Here is an 18,356-nt window from a genome sequence, read left to right as displayed (position 1 = left end):
GGGTCTCCCTGAGTGTAGCTCAAAGCTCCCTTGCACGCTCCGACTGAAAAAAATTAGCGTATTTCACGCAGGCCACCAAACGGAGAAGTTTTCAAAATGAAAGGATTTTGACGATTTTATCGATCACTGTTGAGACGCGCTCAGACAGCAGCCGAGACCAGTTCATGCATTAGCTTATAGGCTGCCCGGACATCGTCATCGGTTGCGTCCAGCATGATCGCGATGCCGGCTACATAGAGTTCCCCGGCGCCTGGGGTTTTGTAGATTGTCCTGTTCCTCTCCAGTTTCTTGATCATTCGATAGGTCACGTCCTCGGAGATGTCGGCCATCCCGACATAATAACAGGTGGGACCGCTGAAGCTGCGTGTCCGCGAATGGTCGAGCACATCTGCGAGGGTCGCGGGATGTACGCGGTCGGCAAGAAGCAGGGCGACGAACTGCGTGTGCCCGTGCGGCACGAACGAATGTGAGACTCTGCCCAGCTTGAAGTTGCAAGACAGGAATGCCTCGCATCCAAGCTCTGACAGGCGAATCCTATAGGTCCTGGTTTTCACCAGCCGTTCTTCCCTCGGTAATCTGCGCTTTCCCATTCCTGGATTGACGACAATCGGCGGGATTCGAGCCAATTGAGGCGCAAAAGCGGCAAATAAATGCCCCCTCGCGGTAGTGTCGTGCCCTAGTACCGCACTTCAGTGCCCTAGCTATTGTCGGCCTCCTGTTTGGTCCTGCAACAGGTCTTCAACGCGGTCAGACGGGCGACTCCGACACCAGTTCAAAGCTCCCGCCCGAACTCTCCGCACAGATCAATGTCGAGGATCGTATCATGAGACAGCCATTTTGTGGTTGGCTGCTGACGGCTGTTGTCGTCAGCACGGCGCCAACTGCGCAAGCCAGCACGCCCGAGTCCGCCCGGCAACCGTCCAACGGTATTCCGTGCGCCGCGGCGGGCAATCTCCGTCCTTCGGTGGACATTACCTGCTGCCACGGACCGGATTTCAAGCCGGCCCACCCCACGGCGCCGCAATCGATGCCCGTCAGCTCGTCCCTTCAGCCCGCGACTTCGCGAGTTGCAATGGGAGGTGAGGTGAAATGACCCGGCGCACCCGACGTCTCGCCATAGCCCTTTTGGGGCTCCCGGCGCTCTTCGCATCGAGCACCGCGCTCGCGCAGCAAAAGAGCGACGATGCGACCCTTGCGGCAGCGGCCGCGGAGGCTGAGCAGCAGCTCCAACAGACGTTCACCAACCTGCAGTTCGAGGATTTCGGCCCCTCGCCGATCACGGGTCCGATTTATCAGGCCACTGCAGGCGGGCGCATCATCTATTACGCTCCCAAGAGCCAGCACCTCATCTTCGCGGCCGTTTACAACAAGGATGGCATCAACCTGACCGCGCTCGCCCAGGAGCAGGGCGCGCAGCGCAAGCTCAAGGTGATCGATCCTGCGAAGGCCTTTGCGATCGGACCGGCGAATGCGCCGACGGTCATCGAGTTCACCGACCCAAGCTGCCCGTATTGCATGGCGCTTGAGCGGTTCTGGGAGGCGAAGGCCGCGGAGGGGAAGCCCGTCCGGCGTCTCGTCTATTTCGTCAGCGTCATCCACCCGGACGCCGCATCCAAGGCAGAACATATCCTCTGTTCGCCTGATCCCCAGGCCGAACTCAAGGCGGTCTATTCGGGCCGGGTGCCGGCGACGCTTCGGCAGTGCACGGAAGGCCGCAAGAAGGTCGAGGAGGACGCAAAGACCGTCTCCTCGGTCGGCATCTCCGGAACGCCCACCGTCATCGTCGACGGCAAGGTTCTCACCGGCTTCCAGCAGGCCGAGCTCGAGGCATTCCTCGATCGACAGGCACAACCCAAGGCGGTGTCCGGTGCGCAGCGCTGATCGCCTGTCGGCCTGCAGTCCCTTTCTGGCGGGCGTCTGCCCGGCGCCGAGCGCTGGGCAGACGAACCAGGATGCCGGCGGCGGCGGTCCTTCGGAGCCGTCCACCGACGCCCCGGCCGACCTCGATCTCCATCGATGCCGGCAGGCATATCCCCGGACGGCTTCGGATCAGTGGAGCACTACAATGATGCGGAAAATCGGAAGTAAGGCGCTTGCCATCGCCAATGTTGGCCTCCCTTTGGGAGTCCTCGCCCTCACGAGCGGCACGGCTCACGCCTTCGCGCCGCCCGCCACGGGCGATCTCGGCTACGACATCTACGATATCGTGGTGAACAAGGGCGTGAAGGGCCCGCTCGGCTTCGTCGGCGGCGTGGCGGCCTTCCTGTTCGGCGTGTCCCGCCTGTTCAGCAACATCATGATCGGCATTCCGACGATCGTGGCTGCCGTCTGCCTCATCAAGGCGGACAGCATCCTCCAGACCTTCGGGATGGTCATCTGACGCATCGGCCGCGGCGACGCCGGTGCTGACCGGCGTTCGCCTCGTCCGCACGAGCTGGGGGCCGATGGTCGGCCTCTGGAAATGGCGCTCCTCGGAGCGGTCATGAAGCAGGAGGAGAAGAGCGATGGATGAGCGCTTGCCCCAGTATCTGCACCGTCCGGTTCAGATCCTCTGGTTTGGCTCGGACGAGTTCATGCTGGCGACCTCGACCGTGTTCGTCGCGGCGATCGTGGGCGGGATCATCGGTTGGGCTCTGATCGTCGCCCTTCTCCTTTTCATCCCGTGGAAGCGTAGCAAACCCAGGGGTTTTCTCGCCCACCTCGCGTGGCGCTGGGGCCTGGTCAGTTTCAATCACTATCCGGGTCCGACGCAGACCCGGTTCTGCGAGTAACGGCGATGGGCCTCTTCTCACGTCGCGAAGCGCCGAGCGATCCGCTGATCGGCAAGCCGGCAAGCTACGGAATCCACCGCTACCTGCAGGGCTCCTCGAACCTCTTCGAGGAGAATCGCCTCCTGAAGGCTGCGATCGCCGGCCTGTTCGGCGTGACGGCGGTCCTGGGGTTGGTTGTCTATACGACCAATCAGAACGCCCGAACGGTTGTTGTCCCCTTCGGCGCGAGCGGCGACCTTTATGTGACCGGGAGCAAGCCGTCCGAGGCCTATTTGCGGACCATGGTCCGCAACATCGTGGGGCTTGCAGGCACCTACTCCGCCTACTCGGCGGACCGCCAGTTCCAGGAGCTGCTCGGGCTTGTCCATCCATCCGTCTACAACGCGATGCGGGACTCCTTGAACGCGATCCTCGACGATCTCTCGCAAAACCCGACGCTCAGCATCGCGACCTATATTCGCAACGATCAACCCGTGACCTGGAACGAGCGCGAGATCGTCGTGCCGGTGGAAAAGGTTCGGGTCATCGGCGGCGTCATCCGCAAATTCCGCGGCAACATACGCATTGGCTACGCGATCGAGAACGGTCGCTTCTGGCTGACGCGCCTCTCCGAGGAGCAATTCGATGCTGAAACCCGTCAATAGGGTAGCGCTGGCGCTTGTTGTCGCGCTGGCCGCTGCCAACCCGGCGGCTGCCCAGACGATCCGGGCGTTGCCCGACCAGACGAGCCGCGTCCGGTTCTCGAACCACGACATCAATCACGTCGTCTGTGAGGGCGGCGATATCGAGGACGTCAAGTTCTCTGCGGAGAAGGGCATCGCCGTCGAAAAAGGCGGATCGGACGCCTGGATCAAGTTTTTGGTCAAGGAGACCGACGACGCCGGCCAGGTGACGCGCTCCTACGTGACCGCGCCGTCGGAATTCTTCATTGCCTGCAACGGCGCCAACTATCCGCTCTATGCCGAGCCCGCCGACGTCCCCGCGCAGACCGTGGTGCTGGTCGCCGGAACGGCCCAGCGGGCGCGCGCCAACAATGATCTCCTGGGGCCGCTCGTAGAAGAGGAGCGCGCCGTCTCCATCACGCTCGCCATCCTCGACGATCGGGTGCCGGCCTCGTTCGCAGAGGTGGCGCCGGCCGCCGGCACGATCCGGCTTACCGGCCTACCGACCGCGACTTTGGTCGAACATCGCCATCTCGATATCGAGGGTTCAGGCCTCACAGGCTCGGAATATCTCGTTCGCGCAAGCGCGCCGATGACGCTCGATGAGCGGATGTTCCTCGATCCGACGCTCGGCGTAGGGATTTTCGCAGTCACGTTCGATCGCGCGCAGCTCGCCGCCGGCGACACCGCGCGGGTGGTGATCATTCGGCGGGGAGCGGCACAATGAGCGGCGAGGATCTTCCGGACGGCGCGGGCCGGGCTTCCCCCTATCAGGCCCATCTCTCCGAAGAGGCGGCGCGTGACGGCGATCGTCCTGGCATCGCGATGGGCTCGAGGCCGGCGCTGCTCGATCTCAAGGCGCAGTGGGAGAAGCTGACCGCCAAGCAGAAGCTGCGCGCCAAGCAAGCGGGCGTGGCGATGGCGGTCGGTGTGCTCGGCATCGGCCTCTACAGCGCGACCGGCAATCACGAAGCACCCAAGCCGGCCAGCGACACGGCCAATCTCAACATGGGTGCTGGCCTGCGCGGCGATAGCCTCGAAGTGAAGATTCGCGGCGACCTGAAGAAGGTGCTCGATGGTCAGCAGCTTCTCGGCGACCGGGTTTCCGCGATCGAGGAAGGAAAGATCATCCCCGGCAGCAAACCGGAGGGCGCGGGGGCTGATGGCGATCTCCCGCCCGCTCTGCCCGGCGCCCCGCCAGGAAATCCGCCGAGCTTCCCTGCCCCGCCCAATACCGGCGATGTCGGCCCTGACGCCGACCGGCTTCCTGCCCCTCCCGCGCCAACTGCTGGTCCGCCGGCGCCTCCGGCGCCGCCGGTGGAGAAGAATGTCGGTGCGATCGGCTCCGCGACCAGTCAGGTCGTGCCGCAAGGCGCCGCCGCCGACGGATCGGCCGCTACCAAAAAAAAGAATCGGACGATCTATTTGGCGCCTGGTTTCATGAAGGCGCGCCTGCTGACGGGTATCGACGCCCTGGCGAGCCGCGACGCGACCAGCAATCCCGAGCCGATCATCGCGAGAGTCCAGGCTCCCGCAGTCCTGCCCAATGAGGTGAAGGCGAACCTCGCGGGCTGCTTCGTCATCGGCAACGCGACCGGCAGCTTGGCGAAGGAGCGCGTGGAGATTCAGCTCGTGTCGCTGTCTTGCGTCGACTTCGACGATCGCTCGGTGGTCGACCAGCCGGTGAAGGGCTTTTTCGTCGACGAGGATGGGAAGAAGGGCCTTTCGGGCAAGGTCGTGACCCGAGCCGGAGCGACGCTGGCGCGTGCGTTCCTCGCCGGCACGATCAGCGGCATTTCGCGGGCGGTCGAAGACACGTTCGGCGAAACGTCGACGTCGGCGCTCGGTACGGTTCGCACGCTCGATGCGGGCGACGCGGTCAAGAACGGCGTCGCAGGCGGCCTGTCCCGGTCATCCGACAAGTTGACGGATTTCTACCTCGACCTCGCCCGGCAGGCCGGTCCGATCGTCGAAGTTGGCGCCGCCAAGGACGTGGTCGTCGTCATCCAGGAGGGCGTGTCCCTCGAGATCAAACCCAGCGCCGGGATCAAATTCTGATGCGCGCGCTCAACGGAGATCGTCCGATGCTCAAAGCCGCCCGCACGCGGCGCGCCATGCTCGCGCCCATGCTCTGCCTGCCCCTGCTATTCCTATCCGGCTGCGCGACCTTGGGCTCGGCGCTTTCGCCGTACAGCGAGAAATTCAGCTGCAAGAACAGCGATCACGGCCAATGCATCCATCCCGAGAAGGCCTATGAGGATGCGGTCGCGGGCAGGAAGTCCAAATCGGACCCGGCGGTGACCAACGACAAGAAGCTCCTGGCGGCCGAAGACCGCGCCACCGCGAAGGAGAAGGCCAGGGATCGCAAGGCGAGCGCCCGCGCTTCGAAAGCAGCATCGGTTGCGCCGGCGGCGCCGGACAGATCCTATGCGGATCTCGCGTCGAGCGTCTCGGACGCCGGCACGCCGATGCTGCGTCCGTCGCGCACAGTGCGCACGCTCATCCTTCCTTATGCCGACCGGCAGCGGCCGGATCGGCTGTACATGTCACGTTTCGTCTATTCGATGCTCGGCCAACCTGTCTGGGTGGTTGGCAGCTATCTCGTCGAGCCGGCCGGAAAGGCACCGAATCCGCCTGTTCTGCGCTCAGTACGCGACGCCGGCACCGAGGCCGGCGCGGGCGTTCCGTCGTCGCCGGAGCCGCGTCCGTGAGCGCGCGCACGATCGGCGCCGATCGCGGCCTGACGCGAAACCGGCTCCAGGCGGCCGTCCAACGCGACGCCTATTCGGACTTTCTGCCGATGGTCGCCTGGGTCGAGGAGGAAGAGGCTTTTCTCTGTATCGACGATGGCTGGGGCCAGGCCTGGGAGCTTGTGCCAGCGGCTTATATGTTCGCCCATGTCCAGCAGGCATTACTGGGTCTGCTCAACATTCAGTTCCCGGAGGGCACGACCCTTCAACTGATCACCTTTGCCGATCCGCTGATCGATCCCGCGCTCGATGCCTATCTCGATCTCAAGTCCCGTCCGGACCCGCTCGTTCAGGCTTCGGCACGCCGAACCGCCGAGTATCTTCGCGCGGGAACGGACGGGCTCGCAGCGCTTCACGGCATCCCGGTGCGCGATTTTCGACTGTTCCTCGCGATCAAGACGCGGGGACGGCTCGGCGCGGATTTGCGCCGGCAGGTCGAAGAACAATTGGCGAAGATGGGAATCCGGCGATTGCCGCCCGAGGAACTGGTCAGCTTCTACCGTCGGATCTTCAACGGGGTCTTCGAGCCCGCACCAGGCGTGTTCTCGGAAGCGGGTGAGCCCGGCTCGCCAGCGCTCGCCATTCGCAAGCAGATTATCGACGCTGGCCCCGACCTGTTTTTCGATGGACCGGAGCTTTTCATCGGCAACCAGGTCGCCCGCTGCCTGACACCGAAGGCGCCTGCCCGCCGGATCACCGCCGAGCGGACCAACCGACTATTGGGCGGCATGCGCGGGTCCGCCGAGGACAGTGATCAGATCGGCGGGCCGTTCCTGTACTGCCTGACAGTGTTGTTCGACGTCTCGCAATTCGAGGTCCACAAGCGCGCCCAGATCCTCTCGGCCCAGAAGGCAGCGGGTAGCTTCGCGATCGAGGTCGGCAAGCAACTGGAGGAGATCGGTTGGATCCTCGACGAGGCCGCCAACAGCCGCTTCGTCTCGGTAATCCCGACTGTCTGGATGTTCGGACGCGACCGCGCCCAGGCCCGCGAGATGGCGGCGCGCGCCAAGCGACTTTGGGAGTCCGAGCCCCTGCCCTTCATGGTGCAGGAGGAGAGCTATCTTCTCCCGGTCCTGCTCGCCGCGAGCCTGCCATTCGGGCTCTACCCCGAGAAGCGCACGATGAAGCTGCTGGAGCGCGATTTCCGGATGCCGGCGAAGGCGGCCGCGTTGCTCTCCCCGGTCCAGACGGATTTCCGCGGAGGTGGGCGGCCTGCACTGCTTTACGTGGGAAGGAAGGGCCAGCTCGTCACGCTCGATCTCTTCGACCCGCGCATCAACAACTACAACTTCATCGTCTCGGCCGAATCCGGCGCGGGCAAAAGCTTCCTGCTCAACAACCTGTGCCAGCAATATTACGCGCAGGGCGCGCTGATCCGCATCATCGATATCGGCGGCAGCTACCGCAAACTCTGCACGCTCTGCTCGGGCCGGTATATCGACATCGGCGAGGAGCGGCTGGTTCTCAATCCGTTCGACATGGGACTGGCCCTCGACGGTGACGATCGGCAGTCGGCTATCGCCATGGCAGTCACGATCGTCGCCGAGATGGCGAACGCATCGACCCGCAAGCCGGTGACAACGAGCGAATGGAATTTGCTGAAATCGGCCTCACAGTGGACCGTCGACCGCGGTCGCGGTGAGGCGGGCATCGACGCGGTGCGCGAATGGCTCGGCCGCTATCCGGCCAATGCGTCGAGCGACCTCGACCGGGTCGAGCATCTGATCCCGGTCGCGCGCGAGCTGGCGTTCAACCTGCGCGACTTCGGCAGCGACGGTGCTTACGGCCATTTCTTCAACGGCCGCTCGACCCTCGACATTTCGCGCGACGAGTTCGTCGTGCTCGAGCTGGAACGACTGAAGTCGGTTCCCGACCTCTTCAATGTCGTGATCATGACGGTCGTCAACGCCGTTACGCAGGAGCTCTACCTCTCGGCGCGCGATCGTCCGCGGTTCGTGCTTTGCGACGAGGCCGCGCAGTTCATGACCCGGACCGACGGCCAGGATCTCTCGCGACTGGCAGAAGCGTTCGGGCAGGGATATCGTCGCGCCAGAAAATACCAGGGCAGTTTCGGCATCGTGCTGCAGAGCATGAACGACCTGCTGCTCTTCGGCGGCACGGGCCAGGTCATTCTCGAAAATGCAGCGACCCGCTTTTTGTTGCAGGGCTCGACCTACGACAAGGCAGTAGACAACAAAATCCTCGATTATTCAGGCTTTGTGCTCGAACTCTTAAAGTCGGTTCGCAACGCCAAGCCGAACTATTCCGAGGTGTTCATCGACAGCCCCCTGGGGCTCGGCATCGCCCGGCTGGTTGTCGACCCCTTCTCCTATTGGATCAACACGAGCGCGCCCAACGAGGTGGCAGCATTCGAGGCAAAGCTGCGCGCCGGCCGCTCCCCTTTGGTGGCGGTGTGCGAACTGGCCGGCGTCGATCCGGCCGAGGTGCTGGGTCCCAACGTCGAGCCGTTGATCACGGGAGCGCGTATATGACCCGCCACGCCGCGCATCCGGACCAGTTGATGCTCGACTGGGAGAGCGATCCCGCCATCCAGGCCCGGATCGAGGCGCTCGTCGCAGCGCGTGCGGAGGCGCAATCTTTCCGCTGGCGGTTTCAGCTGATGGTCATCGAGTCCGTGATGATGGGGAGCCTGGTCATCGCGGCCGGCACCGCACTCAATCAGCCCACCGGCATGGTGATCCGGTCCGGGTTCCTCGTTGCGGCCGCCTGCTTCGCGAGCGGCATGCTGCTGATCGGCCTGACCGCGGCCACCGCGCTCGGATTGCGCAGGTTCCGCCGGTGGTGGGCGCGATGAACGGGATCTTCTCCTCGACGCCCGGGACGGGGCCGATCCGCTTGCTTGTCGGCACCCATGGGCTGCTCATAGCTCAATCGACGCTGGCGCTGATGGCGCCGGAGATCGCCGACAGTTTCCGCATCATGGTCGCCCTCATGCTCGCGCTCGCCCTAAGCGGGTTCGCAGCCGCCGCATTCGGTTTCCCGGCGGACGATGACGTGCCCTATTGGCGGAGGCGACGCCATGTTCGGTAAGCGCGTCGCGTGGGCCGATCGCCGGGCCCTGATTCTTGGCTTTGGCATCTCGGCCGGTGTCCTCACGGTCGCGGCGCAGGCTGCGACCAGCACGATCGGGCGGACCTGGCCTATCGCGGAGACCGATGCGCTGAGCGAGATCGAGAGCCGGTCGGCGCGTGTCCCCGACATGCGCCAGGCTTATGGCCCGCGCTCTGGTTGGTCGGCGATGAAGGCAGCCGCGCTCGGCGACGCGCGCGAGGACCGGCAGCGGACGGTCGTGCCGTTCTTCACGCTCGATCAGGAGATCAAGCTGCCGGACGGCAGGATCGGCTATCCCAAAGGCTTCACCTTCAATCCGCTGGCGTTTGTGAAGCTGCGGCAGCGTCTCGTGATCGCTCGCCCCGCGGACCTGGCCTGGGCACTTCGGACGGCGCGCTCATCGGACTTCATCCTGATGGCCGCCGGCAAGCCCGGCGATGCCGACGCGATCACCCTGAGCGAGCGGCATGGCCGGTCGATCTTCATCCTCGAGGAGCGGGTCAAGGAGCGGCTGGGCCTGACGGTGGCGCCGGTCGTCGTCACCCAGACCGGGCAAAAGCTGGTTCTGAGTGAATATGGGCCGTCAAGCCGGCAGGCGTTGAAGGGACCGGCACGATGATCGGGCGCAGGCTCACCTTCCTCATCGGCCTGGCGATCGGCTTCGCCGCAGTCACCTTCTGGCCGGCCAAGGCGCATGCCTCGTCGTGCGACAGCTCCGTGTTCAATCCCATCACGAAGGTCCGTTGGACCTGCATCTTTCCGATCACCATCGGAGGCGTTCGGGTCGGGCCGCATGATCCGCTCGGCGGCGCGCTCGACGCGCAATCCGCGTCAAAGCCGCTCTGTGCTTGCCGCAAGGGCGTGACCTTCTGGTTTGGCGTCAAGGTCAGTTTCTGGTCGCCCAACCGCATGGTCGACGTCGTCACTGAGCCCGGCTGCATGATGGCGCTTGGGGCAGACATCCTCCCCACTCACGGAAAGCTCCAGGGGAGCCAGTCGAGCATTTCCGATGGCACGAACACGCGGAAGATGTTCGCCCAGATGCACTATTACATCTCGCCGGTCTGGAAGATGCTCGACATGTTCACGGATCTTCCATGCCTGGAAGATGACGGGTTCGATGTTGCGATGATCACCGAGGTGTTACCGACCTGGCAGTCGGCGACGCTGGGAGCCATCATCCAACCCGAGGCGATCCTGTTCGGCAATCCGGCAGCGGGCCTCGCCTGCATGGGCGACAGCGCCGCGGCGGCGGCCGGCAAGGTGGTCGATCCGCTCTTCTGGTGCATGGGGAGCTGGGGGAGCACGTACCCCATCGCCGGCGACATCCATTTCGACGACAGCGTCGAGGCCTGGGCCGGCCTTGCGGCACGGGGCGTGTTCATGATGGGCCGGCTAGGCGCACTCACCATCAGTTCGTCCGACGGCTGCTCGTTCATCCCGCAGCCAATCTGGACCAAGAGCCGGTACAAGCTGCAGCTCATGGAGCCGGTCAAAGGCGGCCAGTGCGTCAATATCGGCCGTCCCGGTGCGCTCTGGACCAGCGCCAAGCACGCGCCCGGTAAAGACAATGCTCAGTTTATGCTCTTCGAAAAGACGATCTGCTGCGCCGGAGTAGCGGTGCCATGAGCAGATCGTCTCCCAGAAGCTCCGCTCCCGCATTCTTCACGGACCCCGGGCCTGCCCGCCGGGCCACGGAACCGAAGCGTGCGCGCGGAGCAGGAGCGGCACCCTATTCCCCCAGGGGTGTCGCTCCGACGGTCGGCGCGGCCGCCACAGCCCCTGTCGCGGCGCGGCAATGCCCCCCGCCGCCCGCGATCGCGGCCGCGCTGACCGTTTTCGAAGGCCAGGCCGTGTTTCGAGCAATCGTGCGCGGCGCTGCGGATCGCGTGTTCCTGCTGCGTTTCAGGCGCGGCTCTCGCACAATTGCGTCCAGGCAGGTCGAGCCATGAACCGGATGCGGATCGCCTTCTTGCTCGTCCTCGCTCTGCCGGTGCAAGCAATGGCGCAGACCGCGGAGGACCGCGCGCGCGCCGCAGCGGCGGCTTCGCGCGCCAAGACGTCCGACAGCGACACGCTCCTCAACAACTATGTCACACCGGGTCTCAGCGGGCAGCCGATCGCGACCGTCGATTCCAGCAAACAGTTCACGCCGAACCTGGCGTGCCAGAAAACCGCGGCGCTTCTTCAGGTGCTCGTCCAACCGGGTCCTAGCGGCGATCTCGCGATGGTCCGTATCAGCCGCGACACCGATCTCAATGGGTCGTTTGACGCGAGCGCCACCCTGCCCTTCCCGATTTCGGGGATTTGCGCGAACGGCGTCATCGCGTGCGACGCGGGAAGCTGGAACAACTGTCACAGCTATCGCTGGGCGGTCGATCCGAACCAGGCACCGCGGCTCGAGAGCGCCGGGATGACCGACCTCGCCGGGTGCTACTGCATCAACAATAGCTGCGGCGGCAATCTCGCATTTTCCAATCTGCCTACCGTCCTCAAGGATTTGGGCGGGGGCGTGGTGGCAGCGCTGACGACAGCCGATCCGCGCTATGGCGTGGCACAGGCGCAAGTCGATGGCCCGTCCATTACCTATGTCGGCGCGCAGAGCACAGCCTGCACCTCCAACCCGACGATCGGCCAGACTGCCTATCGGGCCAACCCGACCGCGATGGCGGGCGACGCGACCGCAGCGGCGTCAAGCAATCCGGTCTTCCAGATGCTGCAGGGCTCGCCCGCCGGCACGTCCAAATCGCAGGTCGTCCAGAATTGCACGGTCACGCGTCAGATCAGCACGGACTCGCCCACATCCGAGCAGATCATCAGCCGGAACTCGGGCGGCTATTCGACGGTCCAGAACGGGAGCTCGATCGACTATCTAATGGGCTCGCCGGGCCACAACAATCTGAGCGGTGGATCCTGTAGCGTCTTCGACTATCGCCTCGTGCTGCATGTCGAGCGGCCCGAGCGCATCGCCAATGCCCGGCTCGTCACGTTCTACGCCGACGATTGGGCGCAGGTCCGGATCGACGGAACCTGGGTGGGCTCGACACCCACGACTTGGAACACGACCGGCCTGCCGCCGGGTCGGTGCGAGCAATCCAAGACCACCTATGCCTATCCCAATCTCGACCTGAAGCCGTTCCTTACCAAGGGCGATCATGAAATTTGGCTTCGCGTCGCGGTCGGCGATCATGGCGAGGCGTTCGCGCAGGTCCATGTCGACCTCGACACGAGCTGCAGTGCCAGCGAGCAGGTCGTTGACCGATGCACGACGCTCGCCGCCAATCCGCAATGCCAGCTCGACGGCGAAGTGGTCGATGGCGTTCAGACGGTCCTGAACGGCATCCGCACCGGTCTCACGCCGGTCCAGCAGACCCGCGTCGTCGGCACGGCTAGTTGCCCGCTCACCCTCACCCGCGACTTCTTCGAGAAACAACGCGCCTATCGCTGCACGTTCGACAATGGGACGCCCGAGCCTGATCTCAGCCGCGCCGCCTACATCATCGATCATTCGACCGAGACGCTGCTCTCCGATCGCGTGCAGAACCGCGACGGCAGCTACTCGACGACGACGCGCAACTTCAACCTGCCCGATCGCGGCTCGGTCAATGCATGCGAGTCCGTCTGCAAGACGAGGCGTCCCCAGGTGAACAGCGCCGCCGCCCTGTCGGGCGTGGTCGGCGCGCAGCAGAACAACCCGATAGGCTGGGATTATATCTACCATGCATGCCAGGATAATAATGTCTGCCCCGCCGGCGACGGCGAGGAGCTGGTCGAGGGCTGCGGCTGTATCGACGATTTCCCCGAGGCGGTCGTCATGATGCAGACGGTTCGCCTAGGCGGTACGGATCTCGTCTGCACGGGGACGACGCGATGATCCGCGCGCGCCTCCTGCTTGCGACCGCGGCCTTTGTGGTCGGCGGCCTCACATTCGTCCCGACATCGGCCAGCGCCCAACAGCTCTGTGCGGTCGATTTGAATGGCAATGGTGATGCAGCCGATGAAGGCGAGACAGCGAACTGCCATCTGACGGCCGCTGGCGGCTGGATGTGTCCGATCGGCGAAACGGCCTGTGTCACTGGCTCGACAGGAGCCCCGGAATGTCCGCTCGGCCCTCAATTTGGCTGCGCGGTCCCGGCGGCCGGCGGCGTGCCGACCTGTTCTCCGAACAGCTGCATCGACACGCGTTCCAATCCGATCGTCGAGGAGCCGGTGCCGGATGATCCAGGCGCGCTTCCGGATGGTCCGGTCGATGCGGAGGGTAATTGCCTCGGCACGATCGAGATATTCTCAGGACGCGCGGCACGATGCCGGCCCGCCGGCCTGCTCACCACCTTCTCGAATTGCTGCAAGGACAAAGGCAAGATCGTCAAGGACGGGATGGGCGGCTCGCTCACGTCGATCTCGACCAAGATCGCGGTCGCGCGCGGTGTCTTTAGCGGCATGTCGGCGGCGTTCACCGCATTCCGGGCTGGCGCGAGCGCGGGCCAGGCGGCCAATGCGGGCCTCGGCGCGATCATCGGCATCGACCCGACCTCGATCGCCGTCAGCATCGCGATCAATTTCATGATCGAAGTCCTCCTCCAGGGCTGCGACCAGCAGGACATGGAAGTCGGCATGCTGTCCGGGTCGGGCATGTGCCATTTCGTCGGCAGCTATTGCACGACCAGCGTGCTCGGCATCTGCCTTCAGAAGGCCCATGGAAACTGCTGTTTCAATACGAAACTTGGCAGGATTATCCAGGAACAGGGGCGCCCGCAGCTCAAGTCGTTCGACGCCGTCGGCTGGGGCACTGCCAAGAAGCCCTACTGCCGCGGATTCACGTCGGAGGAGTTCCAGGCGCTCGATTTCAGCAAGATGGATCTGTCCGAATATTACATGGACATCGAGGCGCGCGCCCAGTCCCAAATCCAGGTCGACATGCAGGGGAAGATCGATGCGTATCAGCAGACGATCAAACAATAGGCGCGCCCTCATGCTCGTGGCGATCGTCGCGCTGCCGATGGCGAGCCTTGCTCAGGACCGGCCATCGCCCGGCGCGCGCGAGAAGGCGCAGGCCGAGGGCGATGCGGCGATGGAGAGGGTGAAGCGCGCTGTCAGCAACGCGAAACAGACCACCGTCCCTTCACCCACCCTCCCCGCGCCTGCCGACGAAGGGTCCAGACGCCGGGCATTTGAGGGCCTCAACGGGCGAAAAGCGGATCCGGCGCTAGCAAAGCGCGCTGCTGACGATGTTGCGAAGGCTCGCGCCGATGTCGCGGCCGAGCGCGAGCGCGCGAGCGCGCGGATCGCCCAAGCTCTCGGCCTCGAAGCGCCGGACGCAGCGGCTCTTGCCGGCGCCGCGCCGACACCGGCACCGACCGGCTGGGTACCGGTGCTGATGGTGTCGTCCTCCATGCCGGTGGCTGTGCTGCGGACCTATGCCGCGCAGCTCGAAAAGGCCGGCGGCGTGCTCGCGTTCCGGGGGATGCCGGGCGGCATGACCAAGGTCGCGCCGATGGCGCGGCTGGCCGCGCAGATCCTGCGGATCGATCCGGGCTGCGACGGCCCGGCCTGCGCCATGCGCGACGTGCAGGTGATCGTCGACCCGATCCTGTTTCGCCAGCACGCCGTGGCCCGCGTACCGGCGCTGGCGATGATCCCGGGCGATCCCACGCAGCCTTACTGCGAACGGGAGGAGTCCAGTCCGCGCAGCGCCCATGTCGTCTATGGGGACTCGGCGCTCTCCGGCTTGCTTGATGAATATGCCCGCCTGGGCGGAAGAGAGGAGGTGCGCGATGCTCAAGCTCGCCTGGCACGTCGGTAGCCGTGCCTATCAATCTGCCGGTGATATCACGTTGCGCGCCGCCGTCGCCCTCGGTGCCAGCGGTCTGGGCCAGCCGGCCCGGCCGATGCAGCTCTTCAAGGCTTATTGCATCGTCCTGCCAATCGGCCTGTTCGCATGGTGGGCGGTGCCTCAGGTCCATCTGGTTATGACGCCCAGCATCGATGCCTGGGCCGTGCGGCGGGCGCCGGGACCGATCCATCGCGGCGATCTCGTCTCCTTCACACTGGTCAATCCGCTGGCCGGCCCGAAGCCCGTCAACGTCACGAAATACGCCCTTTGCCTGCCGGGTGATCGGATCGACGTCCTTGAGGGGCCGTCAAAAACGAAGGGATTCTTCGACGCCTCTTATTTCTGCAACGGGAAGCTGCTCGGGGTGAGCAAACCTCGCTCGCGGTCGGGCAAGCTGCTGACGCATTGGCAGCCGGAGACTGTCATCATGCCGGCCGACGCGATCTTCGTCGGCTCGAGCTACAAGGACGGGTTCGACAGCCGCTATTATGGTCCGGTCGAGATCGACCGTCTCACCCGCATGGAGAAGCTGCTGTGAGCCGGCGTCGTGTCGCCTGCGCGCTCGCCGCAGCCGCGCTTCTCGGTGCGCCGCCGGCGCTAGGCCAGGTGATCGGCACGAGCGAGACTCGCGGCTATTGGTGGTACGCGCCGGCGCCCAAGATGCCCGATCCGGAGCACGCCGATGAGGAGGTTGTCGCGAAGCCCGACATCCCGCCGATGACCGACCTGGTGAAATGGTCGCCGCCGCGCATCGCGAAGCTCATCGTCGAGCAGCGCGACTATGCCGCGACCGTACTGACGATCGATGCGGTGGCGGACTTCTGGCGGCTTCAGGATTTCGCACGGCGCAAGGCCCGGGCGTTTGCCGGCGTGACCCAGCTCGCGCTGCTCGCGCACCCGGAGTTGAACGCGAAGGCTGCAAACCCGATGATCGGCGAAGCGCGAGATGCGATGAGCGCCCAGAAGGAAGGCATCCGGCGCCAATATCTTCGCGCCCATTCCTCGGATTTCGCGCTGGTCATGTTCGCGCGGAGCTCGTGCGGATATTGTCGCGTCCAATGGCCGATCGTTCAGCGCTTTCAGGACGAGATGGGCTGGCAAGTGACCATGATGGACCTCGACCGGCGTCCGGATCTAGCCGCACGCTATGGGGTCGAGGTGACGCCGACTACGATGGTGATCCGGCGCAATAGCGCCCAGCGCATGGTGATCGCGGCTGGCGTCGAGACCTACCCCAATATCGCGCAAATGGCCTACCAGGCGGTCAAGCTGTTGTCGGGGGACATCCGGCCCGAGCAGTGGCTCACCGGCGCGGGCGAAGAGGATGGGTTCTTCGACGCGCTCGCGAATGGGCCACTCTCGCCGAGCGATCCGCGCGTGATCGGTGGCGATCTCGTCGGCCCCGGGGAGCCGAAGCGGTGACCCGCGCAATGCTTGTGGCCGGGATGCGTCGTTTCCTTGGCGACAGGAGAACCGGCACCTCAGTCCCATTCGCCCTTGGGCTCGCAATGGCGGCGATCGCCCTTGCCTGCGCCTCGCAGCTTCCCGCCCAGACCGTGACGCGAGAGCAGGCGGCGCGAGCGGCGATCCATCCGGTCGCCTCCGTGGCCGAGATGCGGAGCTTGCTGGCTCGAGTGCCGGCAACCCGCGACTTCCCCACGGACTTCGACGAAACGCTGCGCGGCCAGGCGCCGCTGTTCGCCCTCGAAATGAGCACAGCGCCGGGTTGCGCACCGTGTGCGGATCTTTGGGGCAAGCTTCTTTCCTTCCGCGCGCGCTATGGCTGGCAGGTCCGCACAATCAGCACCAATGAGGCGATGCTTCGTTCGGGCAGGCTCGGCCTGCCCTGGGTCGGCAACCCGGTGGTCTGGGCGCGGCCGAATGCCGATCCGAACCGCATGGTTCCGGTCGCGATTGGGACGGATCACACGGCCAACGTCGCGCGCAACGCCTATCTTGCTGCCAAGATGCTCACGGGCGTGCGGGTTGCAGTCGCGGTCCGCGGCATGTCGAAATTCACCGGGCTGGTCGGCGCGGGGGCGCCGGCTCGTCCTTCCAATCCGAGGCGCTGAGCATGGCGGGTCAGCGTCCTCTCCATCGTGAAAAAGGATACCCGCCATGGTCTCTGTCACCCGTCGCCTGATCGGCGCTTCGCTCGCCGTCCTCGCCGTCAACACCATCGCCGCGCCCGCGCACGCCCAGTCCTGGGCGGAGAGCTGGTTCGACAACGTCACCTACACCTCGCCGGGCAGCTTCGAGGATCAGACCAGGGGCTATGTGACGGCCGGCGGCATGTCGGGACGGGTCGATGTCCATGACGATTACCTCATGTCGCTGACGCTGCCGAAGGTGAAGGCCGGCTGTGGCGGCATCGACATGTTCCTCGGCGGCATGTCGTTCCTTGATCCGGACTATCTTGTCCAGAAGCTGGAGACGATCCTGCAGGCGGCGCCGGCGGTCGCATTCCAATATCTGCTGGAAACCCTCGATGAAAAAATGGGTAATATTATCAGCAAGATGGAAGCTGCCACCAACTTCCTGAATTCGATACAAGTCAATGACTGCCGCCTCGCCAATCGCATGGTGCAGATCGCCAAAGGCGACGACAACATGTCCGGCATTGTCGAGGAGATGACGGGCTACAAGTCGGTTCGCGAAGGCTTCGCCAAGAGCTGGCAGAATTCCCGGGAGAAGATCCAGCAGAACAAGGGTAACCCGACAGAGGATTTGAAGGACGCCCTCGCCAACTGCCCGACAGAGGTGACCGATATCTTCAGAACCGGATCGCTGCTCGAGCACGCCGCGGCCAGAGTTGGCGCCAGCGACTGGGCCGGGGTCATGCGCGCCCGAGTGGGCGACGTCTACATGCGGTGGGACGCAAACGACAAGGTGCCGCTCTTCTCGGCGATCCCGTCCTGTCCGCACCAGGATACGGAGAGCGCGGACGATTTCCTGACAGGCCGCGTGCCGACGCGCGCGCTCAATATTCCCGCCACAGCCGCCGACTGCTCGGTGAATGGCGGTGGCCGGGGCGCGCTGGTACTGGCGCGCGAGCGGATGGACTCGATCGCGACGAAGATCCGGACGCGCTCGGCGCTGACGGCGGATGAAAAGCAGTTCGTCGCCAATGTGCGGACGCTGCCGGTCTATCGGCTCCTGGAATGGGGCGTGCGCCAGGGCGTGACCGATAGGGCTCTGTTGCAAAGATTGGCGGCAGTCAGAGGTAGGCTGTCGCTCTGCGCCGATCAGGCGGCTGCTGCGAAATGGT

Annotated in this window: 20 protein-coding genes; 19 read left to right on the top strand and 1 reads right to left on the bottom strand. The window is 64.8% G+C overall.

Annotation, left to right across the window (positions count from 1 at the left end):
- Positions 1–140: 140 nt before the first annotated feature.
- Complete coding sequence (locus PX554_RS23860; RefSeq protein ID WP_275504725.1) at positions 141–554, bottom strand: hypothetical protein; 414 nt, start codon at positions 552–554, stop codon at positions 141–143.
- Between the two features lie 535 nt (positions 555–1,089).
- Between PX554_RS23860 and PX554_RS23855 the strand changes: the two genes are divergently transcribed.
- From PX554_RS23855 to PX554_RS23765, 19 genes are all read left to right on the top strand, one after another.
- Entirely contained in the window at positions 1,090–1,881 is a 792-nt protein-coding gene (locus PX554_RS23855; protein WP_275504724.1) for a DsbC family protein, read from the top strand.
- Positions 1,882–2,065: 184 nt separating this feature from the next.
- Positions 2,066–2,380, top strand: a complete 315-nt coding sequence (locus PX554_RS23850; protein ID WP_275504761.1) for a hypothetical protein — start codon at positions 2,066–2,068, stop codon at positions 2,378–2,380.
- Positions 2,381–2,504: 124 nt separating this feature from the next.
- A complete protein-coding gene (gene traL / locus PX554_RS23845) occupies positions 2,505–2,771 on the top strand; it encodes a type IV conjugative transfer system protein TraL (protein WP_275504723.1) in 267 nt (88 codons plus the stop codon).
- A 5-nt stretch (positions 2,772–2,776) separates the two neighbouring features.
- Positions 2,777–3,415 carry a TraE/TraK family type IV conjugative transfer system protein gene (locus tag PX554_RS23840; RefSeq protein ID WP_275504722.1) on the top strand — a complete coding sequence of 213 codons (639 nt, stop codon included), beginning with the start codon at positions 2,777–2,779 and terminating at the stop codon, positions 3,413–3,415.
- The gene (locus tag PX554_RS23835; RefSeq protein ID WP_275504721.1) at positions 3,396–4,160 is read left to right on the top strand and encodes a type-F conjugative transfer system secretin TraK; all 765 of its coding nucleotides are present in this window, start codon (positions 3,396–3,398) and stop codon (positions 4,158–4,160) included. Before PX554_RS23840 ends, PX554_RS23835 begins: the two co-directional genes overlap by 20 nt.
- Positions 4,157–5,491: a TraB/VirB10 family protein gene (locus tag PX554_RS23830; protein WP_275504720.1), complete on the top strand. Its 1,335-nt coding sequence runs from the start codon at positions 4,157–4,159 to the stop codon at positions 5,489–5,491. Before PX554_RS23835 ends, PX554_RS23830 begins: the two co-directional genes overlap by 4 nt.
- Positions 5,491–6,144: a TraV family lipoprotein gene (locus PX554_RS23825; protein WP_338061620.1), complete on the top strand. Its 654-nt coding sequence runs from the start codon at positions 5,491–5,493 to the stop codon at positions 6,142–6,144. The genes PX554_RS23830 and PX554_RS23825 overlap by 1 nt, the downstream gene beginning before the upstream one ends.
- The gene (locus PX554_RS23820; RefSeq protein ID WP_275504719.1) at positions 6,141–8,675 is read left to right on the top strand and encodes a TraC family protein; all 2,535 of its coding nucleotides are present in this window, start codon (positions 6,141–6,143) and stop codon (positions 8,673–8,675) included. Before PX554_RS23825 ends, PX554_RS23820 begins: the two co-directional genes overlap by 4 nt.
- The gene (locus PX554_RS23815; RefSeq protein WP_275504718.1) at positions 8,672–8,998 is read left to right on the top strand and encodes a hypothetical protein; all 327 of its coding nucleotides are present in this window, start codon (positions 8,672–8,674) and stop codon (positions 8,996–8,998) included. The genes PX554_RS23820 and PX554_RS23815 overlap by 4 nt, the downstream gene beginning before the upstream one ends.
- The gene (locus tag PX554_RS23810; RefSeq protein ID WP_275504717.1) at positions 8,995–9,234 is read left to right on the top strand and encodes a hypothetical protein; all 240 of its coding nucleotides are present in this window, start codon (positions 8,995–8,997) and stop codon (positions 9,232–9,234) included. Before PX554_RS23815 ends, PX554_RS23810 begins: the two co-directional genes overlap by 4 nt.
- A complete protein-coding gene (locus PX554_RS23805; RefSeq protein ID WP_275504716.1) occupies positions 9,224–9,874 on the top strand; it encodes a conjugal transfer protein TraW in 651 nt (216 codons plus the stop codon). Before PX554_RS23810 ends, PX554_RS23805 begins: the two co-directional genes overlap by 11 nt.
- Positions 9,871–10,884, top strand: coding sequence for a TraU family protein (locus PX554_RS23800; RefSeq protein WP_275504715.1), 1,014 nt, complete (start codon positions 9,871–9,873; stop codon positions 10,882–10,884). Before PX554_RS23805 ends, PX554_RS23800 begins: the two co-directional genes overlap by 4 nt.
- A gap of 319 nt (positions 10,885–11,203) precedes the next feature.
- Positions 11,204–13,129: a hypothetical protein gene (locus PX554_RS23795; protein WP_420833481.1), complete on the top strand. Its 1,926-nt coding sequence runs from the start codon at positions 11,204–11,206 to the stop codon at positions 13,127–13,129.
- Positions 13,126–14,217, top strand: a complete 1,092-nt coding sequence (traN, locus tag PX554_RS23790; RefSeq protein WP_275504714.1) for a conjugal transfer protein TraN — start codon at positions 13,126–13,128, stop codon at positions 14,215–14,217. Before PX554_RS23795 ends, traN begins: the two co-directional genes overlap by 4 nt.
- A 10-nt stretch (positions 14,218–14,227) precedes the next feature.
- The gene (locus tag PX554_RS23785) at positions 14,228–15,058 is read left to right on the top strand and encodes a type-F conjugative transfer system pilin assembly protein TrbC (protein ID WP_275504713.1); all 831 of its coding nucleotides are present in this window, start codon (positions 14,228–14,230) and stop codon (positions 15,056–15,058) included.
- On the top strand, positions 15,030–15,626 hold the full coding sequence (locus PX554_RS23780; protein WP_275504712.1) for a S26 family signal peptidase: 597 nt from the start codon (positions 15,030–15,032) through the stop codon (positions 15,624–15,626). The genes PX554_RS23785 and PX554_RS23780 overlap by 29 nt, the downstream gene beginning before the upstream one ends.
- Positions 15,623–16,510: a conjugal transfer protein TraF gene (locus tag PX554_RS23775; protein ID WP_275504711.1), complete on the top strand. Its 888-nt coding sequence runs from the start codon at positions 15,623–15,625 to the stop codon at positions 16,508–16,510. The genes PX554_RS23780 and PX554_RS23775 overlap by 4 nt, the downstream gene beginning before the upstream one ends.
- A gap of 86 nt (positions 16,511–16,596) precedes the next feature.
- Complete coding sequence (gene traF, locus PX554_RS23770) at positions 16,597–17,160, top strand: conjugal transfer protein TraF (protein ID WP_275504710.1); 564 nt, start codon at positions 16,597–16,599, stop codon at positions 17,158–17,160.
- 46 nt (positions 17,161–17,206) lie between these two features.
- On the top strand, positions 17,207–18,356 hold a 1,150-nt coding region (locus PX554_RS23765; protein ID WP_275504709.1), incomplete at its 3' end, for a conjugal transfer protein TraH.

The sequence above is a fragment of the Sphingomonas pollutisoli genome, assembly GCF_029167165.1.
Taxonomy (GTDB): Bacteria; Pseudomonadota; Alphaproteobacteria; order Sphingomonadales; family Sphingomonadaceae; genus Sphingomonas; species Sphingomonas pollutisoli.
Note: the sequence above shows the minus strand (reverse complement) of the source record. Positions and strands in the feature narration are given on the sequence as shown.

What these genes read in the sequence shown, in the direction of transcription:
- PX554_RS23855 (WP_275504724.1), top strand. Translation starts at nt 1,090, where the DNA reads ATGACCCGGCGCACCCGACGTCTCGCCATAGCCCTTTTGGGGCTCCCG.
- PX554_RS23825 (WP_338061620.1), top strand. Translation starts at nt 5,491, where the DNA reads ATGCGCGCGCTCAACGGAGATCGTCCGATGCTCAAAGCCGCCCGCACG.
- PX554_RS23795 (WP_420833481.1), top strand. Translation starts at nt 11,204, where the DNA reads ATGAACCGGATGCGGATCGCCTTCTTGCTCGTCCTCGCTCTGCCGGTG.
- PX554_RS23815 (WP_275504718.1), top strand. Translation starts at nt 8,672, where the DNA reads ATGACCCGCCACGCCGCGCATCCGGACCAGTTGATGCTCGACTGGGAG.
- traN (WP_275504714.1), top strand. Translation starts at nt 13,126, where the DNA reads ATGATCCGCGCGCGCCTCCTGCTTGCGACCGCGGCCTTTGTGGTCGGC.
- PX554_RS23850 (WP_275504761.1), top strand. Translation starts at nt 2,066, where the DNA reads ATGATGCGGAAAATCGGAAGTAAGGCGCTTGCCATCGCCAATGTTGGC.
- PX554_RS23810 (WP_275504717.1), top strand. Translation starts at nt 8,995, where the DNA reads ATGAACGGGATCTTCTCCTCGACGCCCGGGACGGGGCCGATCCGCTTG.
- PX554_RS23800 (WP_275504715.1), top strand. Translation starts at nt 9,871, where the DNA reads ATGATCGGGCGCAGGCTCACCTTCCTCATCGGCCTGGCGATCGGCTTC.
- PX554_RS23830 (WP_275504720.1), top strand. Translation starts at nt 4,157, where the DNA reads ATGAGCGGCGAGGATCTTCCGGACGGCGCGGGCCGGGCTTCCCCCTAT.
- PX554_RS23785 (WP_275504713.1), top strand. Translation starts at nt 14,228, where the DNA reads ATGCTCGTGGCGATCGTCGCGCTGCCGATGGCGAGCCTTGCTCAGGAC.
- PX554_RS23835 (WP_275504721.1), top strand. Translation starts at nt 3,396, where the DNA reads ATGCTGAAACCCGTCAATAGGGTAGCGCTGGCGCTTGTTGTCGCGCTG.
- traF (WP_275504710.1), top strand. Translation starts at nt 16,597, where the DNA reads ATGGCGGCGATCGCCCTTGCCTGCGCCTCGCAGCTTCCCGCCCAGACC.
- PX554_RS23780 (WP_275504712.1), top strand. Translation starts at nt 15,030, where the DNA reads ATGCTCAAGCTCGCCTGGCACGTCGGTAGCCGTGCCTATCAATCTGCC.
- traL (WP_275504723.1), top strand. Translation starts at nt 2,505, where the DNA reads ATGGATGAGCGCTTGCCCCAGTATCTGCACCGTCCGGTTCAGATCCTC.
- PX554_RS23805 (WP_275504716.1), top strand. Translation starts at nt 9,224, where the DNA reads ATGTTCGGTAAGCGCGTCGCGTGGGCCGATCGCCGGGCCCTGATTCTT.
- PX554_RS23840 (WP_275504722.1), top strand. Translation starts at nt 2,777, where the DNA reads ATGGGCCTCTTCTCACGTCGCGAAGCGCCGAGCGATCCGCTGATCGGC.